An 18,163-nucleotide genomic window follows, 5' to 3' on the forward strand; every position below is an offset into this window, starting at 1 on the left:
TGCTTCTAAAATATAAAATGACTAAATTGGGGCAGTATACCCATTTATCCTATATCTGAAGGGAAGGAGGCAGCGAATATGACACAGCAGCGCAAAAAGTGCGGAAAAGGCGGCTTTACCCTCGTAGAGCTGGTAGTTGCACTGGTCATTCTGAGCATTCTGTTTGCTATCGCTGTACCGAGCCTTCTGGGGTATATCCATCTGTCGCAGTTCCGAAAGAATGAATCGTACGCTAAGACCATGTATCTGTCGGCAGAATCCGAGCTGACCTACCTTCGTACCGGCGGTGAATGGGAGTCGTTCTGCAGTAGGGTGAAGAAGGAAGGCGTGCTGAATCAGTCGTTTGATGAGTCGGACGAGGACCGGAAAAAGCTGGTCGGCCGTATTTACGGCATTCGTCTGGATGCAGGCGAATACGCAGAAGGTGAGCTGTCGGGTGACGGTGCGCTCGTCGGTGCGCTTCTTTCGCAGGATACCTATGATAAAAGTGTGCTGAATGCTGCAATCTGCATCGAAATCGACGTGGAAAGCGGTCAGGTTTATTCGGTTTTCTACGGCACAAACTGCAAGGGACTGTACTACGGATCGAATGAGGACAGCAAACCGGCGGATATGTCCGGTAGCTGGCTGGATATTGATTACAGCAAGCGCGGCCGCGATACGCGCAGGGAAGAACGGCTGGGCTATTACTCGGTTCAGGATGCAGTCAATGCTGTCAGTCTGGATGCGACTAAGCTGAAGATCACCTCGATCAATCTGGTAAACGGTGAAACTTTGTCGCTGAACTGGTCGAGCAATGTGAAGGATCAGGATCTGGATAAGGTTTATTACGAGGTCAAGCTGTACAGCAGTGAGGATAAAGCACAGCTTCTGTCGATCAATATTCCGGGCAGGGATTTGAAAACGGGTTCGCAGTCGGTTGCGGTTACGACCGAGGATAATGCGACGAAGAATTATACCTTCCCCATGGAATATGACCGGACCGGCAAGCGGGCAACACTCGTGCTGGACGGTATGATGAATGCGAAGCTGTACGACCGGTTGGACAAGCTGTCTGATGATAAAGCAGCCTTCCGGCAGAGCAGCGATACCAGCATCACGCGCTTCGGCGGCAAGCTGGAAACCCCGCTGAATGTTTACGCAGCCGTGCAGGTGTTTCCGGACCCGAACGCAGAAAACACCCGCGGTGAGGAGTATCAAAAGAGTGACGCTATCGAATCCAATAAGGCGAACACGCTTTTCGGTGACGGCACCCGGTCGGATAACAGCCGGTGCGAGATCGAAACCTTCCGTCATCTGTCCAATATCCGTTATATGGATACGACGGCGGCATTTGCCGTTACCGCGCGTTCACTGGACTGGATGAGCGACAGTGTAAAGGTTTACGGTACGGCAGCCCGCGGCGCACTTTCGGTTTCCACCGGCAAGGATATCGGCTTCCCGAGCATCCCTGCGCTGCGCAGCAATCAGACACTGGACGGCACAGGCGGTCTGCTGAACCGCATTGCCGGCGTGTTTACCGGCGGGAATGCCATCAGTAATCTCAAGCTGGATGAGATCTCGATTGCCGATGACGCAGAATATCTTGGTCTGTTTCAAAAAAACGCAGGCACGATCCATGATCTGCGCCTGCTCAATCCGCAGGTGAAGATCGCATCGGGCAAGCTCAAGGGTGTCGGCGCTGTCTGCGGTTACAGCAACGGTTCTTTGAAGGGCGATACCGTGGACGGCACCGAAGCCGAGGTGGAGGCTGCGCTGACTTCGGCACAGGCGCAGGGCATCGGCGGTGTGGCCGGTGTGATTGAAGTCAGCGATTCTAAGTCAGTAATCAAGCTGTCTGCATCGGGTACCGTAACCGGTACGCTGCCGACCGGCGATACTGCGCGCGGTATCGGCGGTATTGCGGGCAGCCTGACAACAAACGGTGCCGCAGTCAAAACCCTCACCAACAGCGCTGCTGTAACGGGCAATCGCTCGGTTGGCGGTATTGCAGGCTATTTTTCCGGCAAGGATCAGGCCACGGGAAAAGATATGGCTGACTGCAAAAATGAAGGGCTGATTCTCAGCAGCACAGCCGCAGATGATCATTCGCTGGCTGGACATTATATCGGCGGCATTGTCGGTTACGCGCATAACGCGTCTCTTTCCGAATGCAGGAGCCGTGCCGGATATGCGGACGGCTACACCTATAAGCAGGAGGATAGAGACAAGCTGCGCGGCAGATATGTCGGCGGCATTGTCGGCTACGGCGAACAAAGTGTGCTGTATGACTGCGAGACCGAGGCAAACGGCTACGTTCTTGGCAGCGAGTATGTCGGCGGCATCATCGGTGCGCTGAATCAGTCTGATACGCAGACGGCACTGCTCAGTGAAAACGGCACCAGAACAACCGTTAACGCAAGCTATGTCATCGGCAATTCGTATGTCGGCGGCATCATCGGTGAGAATAAAGGCGGTTCGACGATCAAAAACTGCGTCAACACAGGTGTCGTTGCAGGATACAATGTATTTATCGGCGGTATTTGCGGTGCAAATGAGAACAATGCGGCCATCATAAACTGTGCAAGCTATGTTTCGGACACCAATAATGCGATCTACAGGCGTGTCACGGACTGGGGAGCCGTCGGCAGCTATGCGGGCGGTCTGACCGGCTACAACAGCGGCACGATCACCTTCAGTGACAAGGATAACGCAGTCTCTAACCGGAGTGTGGCGGGTATCGTCGTCGGCAGACACTATGTCGGCGGTCTGGTCGGCTATAACGACACAGACGGCACGATTGATATCAATTATACGCTCATCGGCGGCCGTGTTGCCGCAACCGGAGACTGCGTCGGCGGTCTGATCGGTCTGAATGCTTCGACAAAGCTGCTCGAGAAGAAGCTGACCATCAAGCCGAGCAGTGTGCAGGGACGGTACTATGTCGGCGGTGCGATCGGTGCAAATGTGGTCAACCCGGGAGAGAATGTCACGGTCAGCGGTCTCAAGGTCGATAACAGCCTTGGCACGGTCACTGCAGAGGCATTCTGCGGCGGTCTGATCGGCTATCAGCGCACCTACACGGAGAAAGACCGGGCAGGCGGAACGCTGTATGCGCTTCTGCCGGGCATCGCGGCAAACAACAGCAATGTGCCGGGAACGGTCCAGGCATCTACCAATACGCATACCATCACTATCACAGCGGACGGCAACAGTGCAGACAGACTGTCTGCGGTTTCCAATAACATGACCATCCGCGCGTATGCGTATGCAGGCGGCATTATCGGCAGCTGTGAGCCGCAGACCCGGATGAAGGTGGAGCACTGCCTGAACGCAGGCGGCTTTGACCGTCCGGCAGAGGACACCTTCCCGGACAGCAAGCTGAAAACCGGTGTGGATATGGTATCCTATCTGCAGGCGCAGAAGTACACGGATGCCGCGAAGGCGCTCTCCGATGAGCTGGGCAGCGGCGAGCTGCGTGTTTCCGTTATCGGCGGTGTGATCGGCGTCAACGGTGAGAATCAGGTGATAGATCACTGTGCCAGCAAGGGCACGATGAACGGCCTGAATGCCATGGGCGGCGTGGTCGGTCTGAACGAGGGCATCATCCGCGGCTGCACGCTCTCCGGCAGCATGGGCAGCGCAACGCAGGATTATATCGGTGGCATCGCGGGTCTGAATGTCGGCAGCAGGACAGCGGGCACGATTGAAAACTGCACGACCGAGAAAAACTGCACCGTCACCGGACGGAACACGGTCGGCGGCATCATCGGCTATAATCTCAGCGGCGGCAGGATACAGAACAATACCAGCAGCGCCAATGTCAGCGGTGCAGGCCGTGTCGGCGGTATTGCGGGCGAAAACGGCGGTGCGATTACGCTTTCGAGCACACCGGCAGGAAAGCGCCGTGTCAACGGCAGCGGCAGCGGTGTCGGCGGCGTGATCGGCGTGAATACCGCAACCGGCACGCTCAGTCCGGCAAGCGGCAGCGTGCAGGGCGATGTCATTGCTGCGGATAACAAGCTGACCGTGCGCGGCAGCAGTATGGTCGGCGGTATTGCCGGCATCAACCGCGGCACACTCGGCGGCACGAGCATCAACTGCCTGACCAATCGGGCGGCAGAGGTCCGCGCAGCGGCGGGCAGTGCAGGCGGCGTTGTCGGCGCGCAGGAGGGCGCAAAGGCTGTTCTGCGGTACGCGAAGAATCTCGGTCAGGTGACCGCAAATGTCGGTGCGGCAGGCGGTATTGTCGGCATGAACAGCGCGAGCAGCACGGTCGAGAACTGTATCGGCAACGGCAGTGTCACCAGTAACGACGGCTATGCAGGCGGCGTTGCCAGCGAAAACTACGGCACGATCAGGAGCTGCAGCGTCGGCACGGATAACAGGGTAACGCTCATCACCCGCAACAAGACTGCGGCAGGCGCGATCTGTGCAGTAAACCACAAGGGCGGTACGGTTCAGGGAGCGACACTCGGCGATCATATCACGATTTCCGGCAGTGCATTCATTCTGGGTGCTGTTGTCGGAGACAACAGCGGTACGGTCACTGCAACCGAGGTTTCGCAGCAGCCGACATACAGCGTTTCCGCAAGCACGCTGCAGGTCGGCGGTGCAGTCGGCATCAATCGAGCGGGCGGTACGGTCAGCAAGGTGAAGGTCACCTCGAATTTTGAGAAATTCACGAAGTATACCTATCTCGGCGGTGTAGTCGGTCAGAATAATGCAAGCGGCAAGGTAACCGAATGCACGTATTCCGGCACGATCGACGAAGGAAAGAGCGCGGTCGGCAACTGCTACGGCGGCATTGCCGGACTGAACGGCGGTCTGCTGCAGGGCAGCACAGTTTCCAGGCTGACGCTGACGGCGGACGGTGTGTACACCGCAACCTCCACCAGTTCGGCGGCAGAGAAGGAACGCCTGTCCTCGCATATCGGCGGCATTGCAGGTAAGAATGATACGACCGGCATCATCGAGCAGTGCTACATAGACAATACCGGAACCGGTACGATCACGGTCAAAAACGGTATGGTCGGCGGTGTGACCGGCTATAACAAGGGCACGATCACCATGTCCGGCGATAAGAGCACCGAAACCTTGATGGAAAATGTCAGCAAGGTGAGCGACCTGCTGTCCAATGCCGAGGCACAGAAGCTGTCTGCGGATTCCACCTGGGTAAAGTGGGCAGACCGGACGGATGTGGAAAAGCTGTCCTACAACGGCGGCAGCAAGAGCGTAGCGGCAGACCGCACCATGCAGATCATCGTATCGAGCAACGGCAACCTTGGCGGCGTGGCGGGCTACAATGCGCCGACCGGTGAGCTGAATCGCTGCGTCAGCGGCAGCTGGCTGCTGGTCAACAAGTCGGACGGCATCGGTGTCGGCACCGGCGGTATTGTCGGCATGAACGAGAGCGAAAAGGACCTGTCCTATCTGCTCAATCAGGCGTTTGTCGGCCGCCAGCTGGCAAACGGCGCGACCAGCCGATTTGCAGGCGGTATCATCGGCACACAGACCAACCAGACCACAACCGACTGGACGATCGAAAACTGTGTCAACTATGGCACGGTGTACGGCTATCAATCGCACTATTCGGGCGGCATTGTCGGCCAGTGGACGAATAACGGCGGTACGGTTGAGGATTGCTACAATTACGGCAATTTGCAGACGACGTATGAAACCGGCTGGGTCGGTGCATCCGGCGGTATCGTGGCACAGCTGTATCATGCGGCCTCCGGTCAGGATTTCAATATCATCAGCTGTCAGAATCACGGCAGCGTTTTTGGCCGGGATGGTGCAAGCTATTATCATTGGGAGAACAGCAGGAAGGTCAAGGACTGCGCGAACGACAGTGCGGGCATCCTTGGCAACGTTACGGTTTATACGACGTATGATATAAATGCTGCACAGAAGTTCACCATTAACGTTTCGGATTGTGTCAATGCGCCGGGCGTTAAGATCTATTCATCCTCCATGGCCTCCGGTATCGTGGGTTACTTCTCAACAGATACGGCAAGCAGCAAGAACGGCGGTCCAATCGGCACTTCGACCGCAAATATCGTGCTGAATATCGACCGCTGCCGCAACTATGCGGAAACACTGGTCGGCGGCAACAATTATATCGCCGGCATCTTTGGCGACCGGTATAAGGACGGCACTGTGGCGCAGGATAATACTTATATCCAGAACTGTTACTCGGTCATCGGTTCGGATGCGGGTACCAGTACAGGCATCGTATCGCTGAATAACGCCAGCCTGAGCAGCTCCCTGAGCGGTGATAAGGTGGGAAACAATTATTATTTCTTTGATACATGGGGCTTGACGAACACTGCCGGACGAATCTTTGACAGCAGTAATACGCGCAATGAATCACGAAAGGGATTTTCCCGCATGGTTGCCTATGGATACTGGGCAGGCAGTGACGGAAAATGGGCGAATAAGAGCTTTGCCGCCATTGCCGGTCCGCAGCTTGGCGTGATCGACTATACAGACAACCGGATGTATTACAATGTAACAACGGCAAACTCTACGATCGATGAGCATGGCATTATCCGTACGAATATCAATGGTTCTGACCAAATTACGGGACGGATTTTGTTCACCATGCCGGATACACCAACATATAGAGAGATTGCACAGACGAATGGACACGGTGCTTCGTGGCTGCGCCCGCTGCTGTATCAAAAGAATACGGTGTTCAACACAAAGCAAAAGCTGTTTGATGAGTATGTTCGAGAGAACTATCGCGACATGGAGCACGGCCAAACCGACAAAAAGCTGGATGCCTCGTTCATGGTCGATTTGAAACAGCAGACAGACGGCAGTTTCGATGTATCCATCGAGGATACGGACCGTCCTCTGTACTACGAGGGTACAGTGCTCGTTGATGACAAGGAAGTAATGTCCAATCTGCGCTTTATCCCGAACCAAAAGGGACAGGGACAGTGGGACCCGAAGCTGAACGGCACGCAGGCGTACGGCTCCGGTACGACCAGCGGTTCGTTCCAGCTGCCGGCAAGCCTTGCGGCAGACACAGCAGGCAAGACCATTACATTGTCGGTTCGTGCTGTCAGTCTGTTTGAGGATACCGCGCCTTCTGCATGGAAAACTGCGGCGACGCAGGATGTGTCGGTACTGCCGACACCGGATGTCAATATCCGACTGGTGAGCCATTGGAACAATGGCGCTAAATACCAGATCTCGCTGAAAAACCTTGCGGATTATGCGGTATTCAGCAACTGGAAAGTCACCTTCAGGCTTGGCTCGCAGACCGTGACCATTGATCGGAACAGCCATACCGCCGAGATCAACGGCGATGATTTGAAGGAGCTGATCGTCACGGCAGCGGCAGGCATTACGAACGGCATTCAGCCGGCCTCCGTGACGGATACCATCCCGACCGACACGCCGAAGTACAAGCCGGACGGCAGTATTAACCAGCTGTCGGTATCGTACTCGGGCAGTACGGTGGATGATTGCACGGTCACGGCTGCACTGACGGTCAACGAGCCGCAGATGGAAACACCGCCGATTTACCGTATCGAGGTGCTCGGCACGGTTGGCACAAATGAGTATGTGTTTGCGTATGAGGATGTGCTGACCTCGGCGGGCAACACGGTTACGGCAAACTTCCGCGACCTGCCGAAGGAGTATTTCGCGGAGAATGTCACAAATCGTCGGGTGCGTGCATGGTACGCCGCCTCCGGTCTGGGACCGGTTTACACCTATGGTGATACCCGGCAGACCGGCGATGCGTCTGTTACGCTGCGGACTTACAGCGCAGAGGGCGTTCAGCAGCAGGACAAGATCATTTACAGTCATGTCCTTGGCCACGCGAATGACTTTGCAAACTACATTAGAACCGCGGTACTGAACATCAAGCCGCTGACGGCGCCGGAGCTGAACGACCCGGAACTGATGCAGGAAGATAATGGCAGTATCAGCTACCGGTTCTCGTGGACGCAGCCTGGGCAGGGGACTGCAGCGCCGCACTACAGCGTCAAGCTGACCGGCATTACTGCGGCAGGCGCAAGAATCGGCATTCCGGTCAACGAGGTTTACGGTACGCAGGAGAATCCGAATACTTCCCAATCGTTCACCATCAACGCGGACGACTGGCAGTACGCCGAGGTTGAGCTGACCGTTACCCGTCTGGGACAGGCATACGGCGAGGTTGGCCTGAGTACGACGAAGAAGTACGCTGTCAAGCAGCGCCTCGAGCGTCCGGGACAGCCATTGGTAATCAACCCGGATACCAACGAGCTGGAATACACCATCGGCTGGAGTGCCATCGGCAGCGAAAACGGCTGTGCAGGCTATCAGATTTATGTGCAGCCGGAGGGCGAAACGGCCGCTGCCCTGGGTGAGCTTGTGCCCGTCAGGGGCGGCACCTGCTCGGTAAGCCGCAGTCTGGAAGATTACGCCGGCAAGACCATCGACCTCTATCTGGTGGCGGTGGCTGCTGACGATTCCGGTTACGCGGACAGCCCGAACGGTATCGTGTACACGATGACCGTGCCGAAGCGTCTGGATACGCCGAGCGTCAAGTGGTCGTACAACTGGAATGCGACAGCAAACAACCCGATTCCGGCGGCCGGCTTCCGAAGCGGCGGCCTGCAGGTCACCGTTACGCCGGAGAATGCGGCCAGCGTACCGCCCGGCGGCAGCACCTATCTGCTGCGGGCAAAAATCACCGGGACGGACGGCACAACGGTAACTTACCCCGTTTCCGCAATGAGCGAAAGCGGCGGCAGCTACGTCTGCAGCCTGACCGATCTGGATACGAAATACGCAGGCTGTTCTGTACGGTTTGAGGCTCGTATTTCGCAGTCGGCGGGACAGGTAAGCTCGGCCTGGGTATCGAGCGGCGATGTGGTATTCCCGCGTGTGAAGCTGGAAGCACCGAGCGCGTCGCTGGCAAACGTGAATGAGGCGCTTGCTGTCAGCTATGGCCCGATGAATCGCCTTATCAACACGGCAGAGTGGGCTGCACAGCTTACCGCGCTCTCGTGGGACGAGGTGGCAGAGGCTGACCTGTATCGGATTGAATTGACCGATAAGGACGATCATTCCACGACGGTTACCGTCGATATGAGCGGGAACCTGCCGGAGATTATCATGAATGGTCAAAATACGTTTGCAGTTGCAGGGGATGACTGGTATACTGTAAAACAGGGCAGTGCGGTCAACGGCAGATACAGCCTTACCAATGGCAGCATTCGTTATTACAGCTATCAGCCGGATACCATGCTGCAGGTGAAGGACGGCACATTTACCTTGAAGCTGCCTAACATTTTCTCCGTGGTAACGCACGAGAATCAGACCCTGCAGCTGACGAATGGTATACAGATCAGCAGGGTAACTGTCATTGCGGACAGCAAGAGCGACCGTTATACGGAATCCGATCCTGCTGAGCGCAGATTTTAGTTACGAAGGGAGGCGGCAGACATGAAGCGGATACGTCAGGGATGGAACACCCTGCGGCGCAGCAGGCGAAGCGGTGTTTCGCTGATCGTAGCACTTTGTGCTGTCGCCGTCCTGATCGGGCTTTCGCTCAGTATCGTGTATTCCTCATCCATGCTGCTCTCGCGGGCCAACCGCAAGATCGGCAGGGAACGCTGTTATCAGCTGGCGCAGTCCTTTGCGCAGGTGCTGGACAGCGAACTGCAGGAATACAAAACAATAAAGCCGGAATTGGATACCAATTTTGCGCCGGAAGGCTGTTTCTACCGTGAAGTGAACAACATTTTAGCGGAAGATACGGGATTGGGTATTTACGATCCGGACCGTTCGGATGAAACCACTGCCTGCTATAATGCGGGTTCGACCGAGGATAACTACGGCAGGATTACGATTCTGCTCCGTGATGTTACCGATGCGCAGGACCCGATCACAGGCGATACCTTTGCATACGATGCTCGGGACAAAGGCACCGAAAAGGCAGAGCAGACAACCTTTAACAGACATCAGGTTTGGGTAGGCGTCAAGGCGGAAAAGGGAGCGGACAGCTACATGTACACCACAGAATACCGCCGGAAGGATAGTTTTCAGCCGATCTACACATGGGAAGGGGAAGACGGCGTCAGCGGACAGTTCCCGGTCTACTGGGTAAACGGCCGCTTTTGCCGAAGTGCCAACGGCGAGGAGCCGGTAGAACCCAAGGTCATTGGCGAGGGCAAGGATGCCCGCACGGAGCATGTAGAGATCAGCTACACCTATGATATCAACAATCCAACGTACAGCCGATACGAACCCATCCACAAGCCGGCAGCTCGGACAACCGGAGGTGCAGCCGATGAATAGACTGATTCGCGTGCTGCGCGACCGCAGGGGCGAATCCATGGTGGAAATTCTGGTTTCCACGGTGGTGTTCATGCTGCTGCTGGGCGCGCTGAACGGCGCAGTCGGCTTTGCCTCAAATGCGCAGCGCAAGTCGGAGCAGCTCCGCAGGGACGCGACCCAACTGCAGGAAAGCGTGCGCGAAAATGCAGAAGTCGCGGACGGCGAAGCTGCCGCATACGATTTTAAGGTGACGACGTCGGACGGCGAAGATACCGATATTGACGCCTTCCGCGTAAAGGTAAAAAAGCAGACCGTAAACGCCAAAACCGAGGACGGCAAAACCGTGCCCTTCTACCGGTTTGCGAAGGGAGAGTGACGGCATGAAACGCATTCGCTCAATCCTGCGCGGCCGGGAAGGCATGACACTGGTGGAACTGGTGGTCGGCGCCGGACTGCTGTGTCTGGTCATCGGCGTATTCAGTGCGTCGCTGCGGCCGGCGGCCGAGGTATCGCACCGCACGCAGGAGCTGAACAGCGCCGAGCTGATCGCGGACGACCTGCTCGAAACCGTGCGCAGCAAGGTGGAGACCGCCACGGATTACATCAAATGCTACGATAACGGCACGGACGTAACGAATAAAACCGGTTCGTCCGAAGGCTCGGCGATCGAGTTTGGCTATGAGACTGAACAGGGATATAACGCGGCGGAACTGCTGACGGCAGACGGCTGCGAACCAACCAAAATCGTGATTGCCGATAAGGACTCCGGTGAGCAGCCTCGGGTGGAAAAGGGTTATCTTGTCGAGCGTTATTATAAAGATGGCTACAGTCAGGATGCGGACGGCAATCCCATTGCCCGAGCCATGACGAAAACCTACGCAGAGGGCTTTTATATGGGTCTCCGCGCCGGACTGCATTTCAAAATCGACGAAGCAAAGCACACCGTTACCGCCACCGTGACAATTTACCGCGATAAGGATTTGACCGATAAAATCTATTCGGATTCGCTCATTATCGACCTGCGGTACGATATTCCGGTGAAAACCGAGGTAACGGCAACGAAAAAGCCGGCATAACGGCAATGTAATATGTGTAATTCTGCGGAGCACCGCCGCAGCTTACAGAGATAGAAAAACAAAAATGAAATTGGAGGAATAAGATCATGATGGAAAAAATGATCGCGCTGCAGCAGAAGCGCCGCAGCAAGAAGGGCGGCTTTACGCTGGTAGAGCTGATCGTGGTTCTGGTTATTCTGGCAATTCTGGCAGCGCTGCTGATTCCGGCGCTGACTGGTTATATCGATAAGGCGAAGCAGAAGAGAATCGTTGCTGAGACTCGTCAGTGTGTAATGGCAGCACAGACGTTGCTGGATGAAGATTATGGTGCTGGCAACAATACGGGCGCGCTGTCCGATTTTGCTACTAGCGGTAAGTTCACCAAGAAGAATGTTGCACAGCTGGCAGAGGTTGACGAAAACAAGATTACTAGCGTAGCGGCAAGTGGTGGCAAGATTACTAGCTTGGTATATACCGATGGAAAAGCATGCACTTACACGGGTTCGGCTACTGGCTCGGGTACGTATGTAGTTGGCGATTAATGCCTAACCCCATCAACCACCCCGCCCGCACCGCACCGTCTAACCACGGTGCGGTACGGTGCACGTCGGTGGTGACTTGATTCATACCGCTGTAACGATGCGGAACGCAGTAACGGTGCCTGCGTTCGGCTTGCGGACGGTATGGCGGGTCACAGCCCCTTAACGTTTAAGTGGCTGTGACCTGTCATGCGGTTTTTGCATGGTAGATTCTATTTGTAAAAAATCATTCCAAACCAACCCAAACGAGGAGGAAACCAATGCTTTACATTGCCTATGCTGTATTATGGCTGTTACGGTTTGCATTGGGCGCATGCGTATTCAGCTTTCTCGGAGTGGTGGTATGGCGCCTGCCGCGCAGAGAGAGCGTGGTGAAGGGACGCAGTCACTGTCCGGCGTGCGGGCGCACGCTGTCGGCGGCGGAGCTGATCCCGTGCCTGAGTTATCTTCTGCAGGGCGGCAAATGCCGCGGCTGCGGTGCAAAAATCCCCGCAAGGGATTTCTGGATCGAGGTGCTCGGCGGCTTGTGCTCCTGTGCCTGTGCATATGCCTTTGGCGGCGAGAGCGCACAGGCGGCGCTGGCGTTCGTCGTGCTCGGTATTCTGACGGTCGTGGCGCTCATGGACATGGACACGCTTGAAATCTACGACCGGTTTCCGGCGCTGCTGTTTGTCTGCGGCATCGCTGCGCACATACTTATCCCCAGCCTGGGGATAAAATCGCGGCTGATCGGCTGCGTGATCGTCAGCGTACCGATGCTGCTTCTGGCGCTCATCGTGCCCGGCGGCTTCGGCGGCGGTGATATCAAGCTGATGTTCGGCGCGGGCTTTTTTCTCGGCGCAAAGCTGACGGTCGTTGCCGCGTTCATCGGCATTCTGCTCGGCGGCGGCTTCGGCGCGCTGCTGCTCGCCCAAAAGAAGGCAAACCGGAAAAGCCAGTTCGCATTCGGTCCGTTTTTGTGCATCGGCATTGCGATCGCCATGTTTTTCGGAGAAACGATCGCGGACTGGTATATGGGATTATTGTAATGAATGGAGAGGAGGGTCAGCATGGCTGCATCCAACAACCGCAGGCTGACCGTCACGGTCAAACCGAACAGCAGTCACACGCTGTTCCGCTACACGGCAAAGGACATAGACGGAAAGATAGTCCGCGGCGCAATGGAGGCTGCGGACTATGACACGTTGTATACCCAATTACTCGCTCAGGGGCTGTATCTGCAGAGTGCGACCCGCCGCGGTGCGGGCCGCAAGCCGCGCACCCTGCGTCCGCAGGAGCTGAGCGACCTGTGCCGTCAGCTGTCCACGCTGCTGGCTTCGGGTGTCAGTCTGGTGCGCGCGCTGACGATCATCTCGCAGGATGAGGGCATCAGCGCGGGTCTGCGCCGCATTTACGAGAGTGTGCTGGGTGAAGTCCGGAAAGGCTCGAGCCTTTCTGCCGCACTCGAGGCACAGCAGGTGTTCCCGACGCTCATGCTCGGCATGATCCGCGCAGGCGAGGGCAGCGGCAAGCTGGATCAGGTCGCGGAGCGGCTCGCCATCCACTACGAGAAGGCGCACCAGATGAACCAGCAGGTCAAGTCGGCGCTCATGTACCCGATGATCCTTGCGATTCTGGCGATCGCGGTTGTTATCGTTATCGTAACCTTCGTGCTGCCGCAGTTCAGCGATCTGTTCTCCACAATGGATTCGCTGCCGGGCGTTACGCTGGCGCTGATGGCGTTTTCAAATTTTATGGCTACCAAATGGTATCTGATGATACTGGGTGTCGCGGCAGTGGTCATGGTTATCCGCACTCTGCTGCGCATTCCGGCCGTCCGGCTGGAAATGGACCGACGCAAGCTCAAAATGCCGGTTTTCGGTCCGCTCAATCAGGTTATCTGCACGGCGCGGTTCGCACGAACCATCAGCAGCCTGTACTCGAGCGGTCTGCCGATCGTCACTGCGCTGCAGACCGCCCGTGATACCATCGGCAACGCTACATCGTTTCGCAGTTCGATGATGTGCTCGTGCAGGTGCGTTCGGGCGTCAGCCTGTCCGCCGCTCTCGAAACCGTAGACGGCTTTCAGCGCAAGCTGTGCAGCAGCATTGCAGTTGGCGAGGAGACCGGCCGTCTGGACTCCATGCTGGATTCCATTGCGGATTCGATGGAGTACGATGCACAGCAGGCGAGCAAGCGCATGATGACCATTCTGGAGCCGATGCTGATCGTGCTGATGGCGTTTGTGGTCGGCTTTATCATCATCGCGGTCATGTCGCCGATCATCGGCTCGTACAGCGCGATAGAGAGTTCGGGGAACGTATAACCTCGGAAACGTGTAAACCTCACAAAAGGGGAGAAATGAGAATGAACACAACCGTTTTGGCGCTGCAGGAGGAGCAGGTGCTTGTCGCGGTCGGCAAGTCCGGCGCGCAGCCTTCCGTGCAGGCGCTTTACAGTGCCCCCGCACACGGCGGCGGCATGGAAAACTGGGAGAAGGCGATAGGCGCACTCTGGCAGCAGCACAGGCTGCCGACCCGCGGCATCACGCTCGTCCTGCCGGATGAGGCGGTTGCCACCAAGACTATCACCGCACCGAGCATGCCGGAAAACAAGCTGGAGGAGCTTGTGCGGCACGAAATGCGTCCGCGGGAGGATCAGCTTGTGGCGGCGGACTATGTGCCGCTCGGCACAGATGCCGAAGGCCGTCAGCAGCTGTTCTGCGCTGCCTGCCGCAAGGAAACGATGGAGGAATACCTTGCAATGACCGACCGGCTCGGTCTGCGCCTGGAAAACGTTACCGTTACCATGGCAGGACGGCTCAAGCTCCTGCATGCCATGCAGCCCATGCAGGGCAAGACCTGTATCTGGCTGTGCTTTGAGGGCAGCAGCGTGCTTTCGCTGCTGGTCGAGAACGGAGAGTACCGTTATTCCAGCCGCAGCCGTATTTTCAGTGAGCCGGGCACGGTGGATTTCGGCACTGAGATGACGAGGGATGTCTCCGGTACGATGCAGTTCCACACGGCAAGCCGCTCGGGCGGCACGCTGACCGATGTGTATTACGCCGGCTGCTCGGATGATGATTTCGAGGTGTGTCTGGCGGGTATCCGCGGTCTGGGTCTGGAAGTGAGCCGTCTGCCCGAATGCCGTGCGTTCCGCGCCCTGCCGAACGGCGAGCGGCTGAACGACTGGCTCGGCTGTGCCGAGGCTTTGATTCGAACCGTGCTTCGTGCAAACAAGGAACTGGATCTGCTCCGCAGCTATCGGCGTTTGTCCCGCGGCAGCAAAAAGCAGACCGGCCTGCTGCACAGCTTCTACACACCGATTGCGGTGTGTCTGGTGGTGTGCGCCGCGGTCTGGTGTGTGTTCCTGCGGATGAACAGCAGCCTGAGCCACAGAACCGACGACATCAACGACTGGCTGAACGATCCGACCGTGATCGAGCAGTACAACGAATCTGCCGAAAAGCAGCAGCGCAATGACAATCTGGTGCAGGGACTGCAGCAGGTACGCAATCTGACGGACGCGCTTGCCACCTATCCGCAGGTGGACAGCACCCTGATGAGCAAAATCGGCGCGGCAGGCGGCGCTCAGGTCAGCATGGTGCTGACCGGCTACGATGCGGCCACCGGCGCGCTGCAGTTTGATGCACAGAGCGGCAGCGTTATCGACATTCCGAGCTATGTGCTCAAGCTGCAGAAAACCGGTCTGTTTCGCAAGGTGGACTACACCGGCTATACCTATGAGGACGGCGTGTACGTTCTCAGCCTGAACTGTATCCTGCTGGGAGAGGAGGCAGCCGAATGAACATCGTTGTAACCGAACGTGATAAAAAGCTGCTCCGGCTGGTGGCCTGTCTGGCGATAATCGTCATTTTCGGCATGTATCTCATCCGTCCTGCGATGAAAAATCACGAAACGCTGCAGAACGAGTATGACGCCGCCGAACAGAAACAACAGGAATATCAGACGCAGATTGCCACACTCGCGACGATTGACGATATTATCGCGCAGAATGAAGCCGCGCTGAACACGGCAAGCGAAAAATACTACAAGGGCGATCTGGAAACCCGTCAGATGGACGATATCATCACGGGTATCGCGCTCGAGAACGGACTGTTTCCGCAGTCGCTGACGCTGACGGAGGCCGCTCCGGGTGCGGTCAGCGCGTATCTCGCCGAGCAGGAAGCTGCACAGACGGACAGCAGTGCGGACACCTCGTCCGATGCGGAATCCGCCGATTCGACCGACGATACATCGGCAGCGCCGGTGCAGCCGGTCAACTGCGTTTACATCGGCACTGCGACTATCTCGGCGCAGGGCGCCGTAACCCAGTGGCTGAACTTTCTCGATGAGGTAGAGCACAGGTATAAGGGTCTGCGCGTGACCAATTTCAGTATTGCAGACTATGATTATGTGGAGAACAACACGCAGGCAGTCAGCACCAATCTGATCACCGGCACGCTGGAGATCTATATGTGTGTCAGCGACAAGGAGGCAGACGCATGAAAACCAATTTGCGTATCGGCGAAGTGCTGATGGAGCGCAATTACATCACGCAGGAGCAGATGGAGCAGGCGCTCGCCTACCAGAAGGAGCACCGTGAAAAGCGAGTCGGTCAAATCCTGATCGAGCTGGGCTTTGTCACCGAGACGCAGGTGATCGAGGCGCTGGCTGCCCGTCTGGGACTGGAAATTGTGAGCATCGGACAGATGCAGGTCGATCTGACCGCTGTCCGCATGATTCCGCGCGAGCTGGCGGAAAAGCAGAACCTGCTTGCGGTCGGCTTTGCGGACAAGAGCCTCGAGGTCGTGACGAACGATCCGCTGAACTACTTTGCCTTTGAGGAAGTGCGCCAGCTGACCGGCTGTCAGGTGGTCATCCGCCTGAGTGAAATGGGTCCGCTGCAGAGCGCGATTCGCTACTATTACGCCGAGGTCGGCGCGCAGCAGGCGGCACAGACCGCCAACGAGGACTTTGCAGAGCGTAATGTGGAGATGCTGCAGGTCGAAGAAAGCGAAAGCGGCGATCCGGAAGCGCCGATCGTCAAGCTGCTCAACAGCCTGCTCGACCGTGCAATCAGCACCGGTGCGAGCGACGTGCATATCGAGCCGTTTGAGGGCAGCACGCGCGTGCGCATGCGTATCGACGGCACGATCGTCGATTATGTAACGCTGCAGCGCAGTGTGCATCAGCCGCTGATTGCGCGAATCAAGATCATGGCGAACCTCGATATTGCCGAGCGCCGTCTGCCGCAGGACGGTCATTTCCGTATCCGTGTGAGACAGAGCGAGTACGTTAACATCCGTGTATCGCTGCTGCCGACCGTGTTCGGAGAAAAGGCCGTGCTGCGAATTCTGGCAACGGCGGGTCAGGTCGATCACGCCAGCCACTTCGGCATGGATGACGAAAGCTATGCAAGGTTCCTGCCTATGCTCAACTCACCGAACGGTATTATTTATATCACCGGTCCTACCGGTTCGGGTAAGTCCACTACGCTGTACATGGCGCTCGAGTATCTGTCGCACCGGCAGGTGAATATCTCCACGGTTGAGGATCCGGTGGAGAAGAACGTGCCGAGCATCAACCAGACGCAGGTCAATCCGGTTGCCGGACTGACGTTTGAGTCCGGTCTGCGCGCGCTGCTGCGTCAGGACCCGGATATCATCATGGTCGGTGAGACCCGTGACGGCGAAACAGCCGGTATTTCGGTTCGTGCCGCCATCACCGGTCACCTGGTGCTGAGTACACTGCATACCAACGATGCGGTCTCGAGTATCGTCCGTCTGGCCGATATGGGCATCGACCATTATCTGATCGCAAATTCGCTGGTCGGTCTGGTCGCGCAGCGACTGATGCGCAAGGTGTGTCCGCACTGTGGCAGAGAGGTCGCAGTTACGCCGCAGGAGCAGGCGCTGCTCGGCAAGGATATCACGACCATCAAGCGCGGCACAGGCTGTACGCACTGCAACGGCACCGGCTACCGCGGCCGTATTGCTGTGCATGAGATCGTCACGATCGACCGCAATATCCGCCGCATGATCAGCCGCGGCGCCGAAACCGAGGAGATCGAGGCCTACGCGCGGGAGCAGCAGGGCATGCGCAGCCTGAAGGAAAAGGGTCTGGAGCTGGTAAAACAGGGTGTTACTACACCGGAGGAGCTGCTCAGGATCGCGTATTACGCATAACCGGAAACCGCTCTGTATCTTTTGATACAGAGCGGTTTTAACGATTATGAACAGAATTACAGAACGAAATTCGCATAAATGAACTGACGTTCATTATTGATTGACTCCCCGGAGCCGAAAACTTTTCCTTTACATTCTCATTT

The 18,163-nt window shown here is 56.8% G+C and carries 11 protein-coding genes; all 11 read left to right on the top strand.

Annotated features, from left to right (window positions below; genetic code table 11):
• Positions 1-78 precede the first annotated feature (78 nt).
• The 11 genes from DXB00_RS00775 (at position 79) to DXB00_RS00825 (ending at position 18,020) form a co-directional block, all read left to right on the top strand.
• A complete protein-coding gene (locus tag DXB00_RS00775) occupies positions 79-9,405 on the top strand; it encodes a prepilin-type N-terminal cleavage/methylation domain-containing protein (RefSeq protein ID WP_119214400.1) in 9,327 nt (3,108 codons plus the stop codon).
• A gap of 21 nt (positions 9,406-9,426) precedes the next feature.
• A complete protein-coding gene (locus DXB00_RS00780; RefSeq protein WP_118728846.1) occupies positions 9,427-10,281 on the top strand; it encodes a hypothetical protein in 855 nt (284 codons plus the stop codon).
• The gene (locus DXB00_RS00785) at positions 10,274-10,636 is read left to right on the top strand and encodes a type IV pilus modification PilV family protein (RefSeq protein WP_118728847.1); all 363 of its coding nucleotides are present in this window, start codon (positions 10,274-10,276) and stop codon (positions 10,634-10,636) included. Before DXB00_RS00780 ends, DXB00_RS00785 begins: the two co-directional genes overlap by 8 nt.
• Before the next feature lie 4 nt (positions 10,637-10,640).
• Complete coding sequence (locus tag DXB00_RS16565; RefSeq protein WP_199677239.1) at positions 10,641-11,336, top strand: type IV pilus modification PilV family protein; 696 nt, start codon at positions 10,641-10,643, stop codon at positions 11,334-11,336.
• 86 nt (positions 11,337-11,422) lie between these two features.
• Positions 11,423-11,857 (top strand): prepilin-type N-terminal cleavage/methylation domain-containing protein, encoded by a 435-nt coding sequence (locus tag DXB00_RS00795; RefSeq protein ID WP_118728848.1) that lies wholly within the window; start codon positions 11,423-11,425, stop codon positions 11,855-11,857.
• Positions 11,858-12,114: 257 nt separating this feature from the next.
• A complete protein-coding gene (locus DXB00_RS00800) occupies positions 12,115-12,882 on the top strand; it encodes a prepilin peptidase (RefSeq protein ID WP_118645984.1) in 768 nt (255 codons plus the stop codon).
• Between the two features lie 21 nt (positions 12,883-12,903).
• Complete coding sequence (locus tag DXB00_RS00805) at positions 12,904-13,911, top strand: type II secretion system F family protein (RefSeq protein ID WP_158581244.1); 1,008 nt, start codon at positions 12,904-12,906, stop codon at positions 13,909-13,911.
• Complete coding sequence (locus DXB00_RS00810; RefSeq protein WP_158581245.1) at positions 13,857-14,159, top strand: type II secretion system F family protein; 303 nt, start codon at positions 13,857-13,859, stop codon at positions 14,157-14,159. The genes DXB00_RS00805 and DXB00_RS00810 overlap by 55 nt, the downstream gene beginning before the upstream one ends.
• 41 nt (positions 14,160-14,200) lie before the next feature.
• Positions 14,201-15,640: a type IV pilus biogenesis protein PilM gene (gene pilM, locus DXB00_RS00815; RefSeq protein ID WP_118728850.1), complete on the top strand. Its 1,440-nt coding sequence runs from the start codon at positions 14,201-14,203 to the stop codon at positions 15,638-15,640.
• Positions 15,637-16,341: a type II secretion system protein M gene (locus DXB00_RS00820; protein ID WP_118728851.1), complete on the top strand. Its 705-nt coding sequence runs from the start codon at positions 15,637-15,639 to the stop codon at positions 16,339-16,341. The genes pilM and DXB00_RS00820 overlap by 4 nt, the downstream gene beginning before the upstream one ends.
• Positions 16,338-18,020 carry a GspE/PulE family protein gene (locus DXB00_RS00825; RefSeq protein ID WP_118728852.1) on the top strand — a complete coding sequence of 561 codons (1,683 nt, stop codon included), beginning with the start codon at positions 16,338-16,340 and terminating at the stop codon, positions 18,018-18,020. The genes DXB00_RS00820 and DXB00_RS00825 overlap by 4 nt, the downstream gene beginning before the upstream one ends.
• The last annotated feature ends 143 nt before the right edge of the window (positions 18,021-18,163 follow it).

The sequence above is a fragment of the Butyricicoccus sp. OF10-2 genome (assembly GCF_003481925.1).
Lineage (GTDB): Bacteria > Bacillota > Clostridia > Oscillospirales > Butyricicoccaceae > Agathobaculum > Agathobaculum butyriciproducens.

What these genes read in the sequence shown, in the direction of transcription:
- DXB00_RS00775 (WP_119214400.1), top strand. Translation starts at nt 79, where the DNA reads ATGACACAGCAGCGCAAAAAGTGCGGAAAAGGCGGCTTTACCCTCGTA.
- DXB00_RS00785 (WP_118728847.1), top strand. Translation starts at nt 10,274, where the DNA reads ATGAATAGACTGATTCGCGTGCTGCGCGACCGCAGGGGCGAATCCATG.
- DXB00_RS16565 (WP_199677239.1), top strand. Translation starts at nt 10,641, where the DNA reads ATGAAACGCATTCGCTCAATCCTGCGCGGCCGGGAAGGCATGACACTG.
- DXB00_RS00780 (WP_118728846.1), top strand. Translation starts at nt 9,427, where the DNA reads ATGAAGCGGATACGTCAGGGATGGAACACCCTGCGGCGCAGCAGGCGA.
- DXB00_RS00825 (WP_118728852.1), top strand. Translation starts at nt 16,338, where the DNA reads ATGAAAACCAATTTGCGTATCGGCGAAGTGCTGATGGAGCGCAATTAC.
- DXB00_RS00795 (WP_118728848.1), top strand. Translation starts at nt 11,423, where the DNA reads ATGATGGAAAAAATGATCGCGCTGCAGCAGAAGCGCCGCAGCAAGAAG.
- pilM (WP_118728850.1), top strand. Translation starts at nt 14,201, where the DNA reads ATGAACACAACCGTTTTGGCGCTGCAGGAGGAGCAGGTGCTTGTCGCG.
- DXB00_RS00800 (WP_118645984.1), top strand. Translation starts at nt 12,115, where the DNA reads ATGCTTTACATTGCCTATGCTGTATTATGGCTGTTACGGTTTGCATTG.
- DXB00_RS00820 (WP_118728851.1), top strand. Translation starts at nt 15,637, where the DNA reads ATGAACATCGTTGTAACCGAACGTGATAAAAAGCTGCTCCGGCTGGTG.
- DXB00_RS00805 (WP_158581244.1), top strand. Translation starts at nt 12,904, where the DNA reads ATGGCTGCATCCAACAACCGCAGGCTGACCGTCACGGTCAAACCGAAC.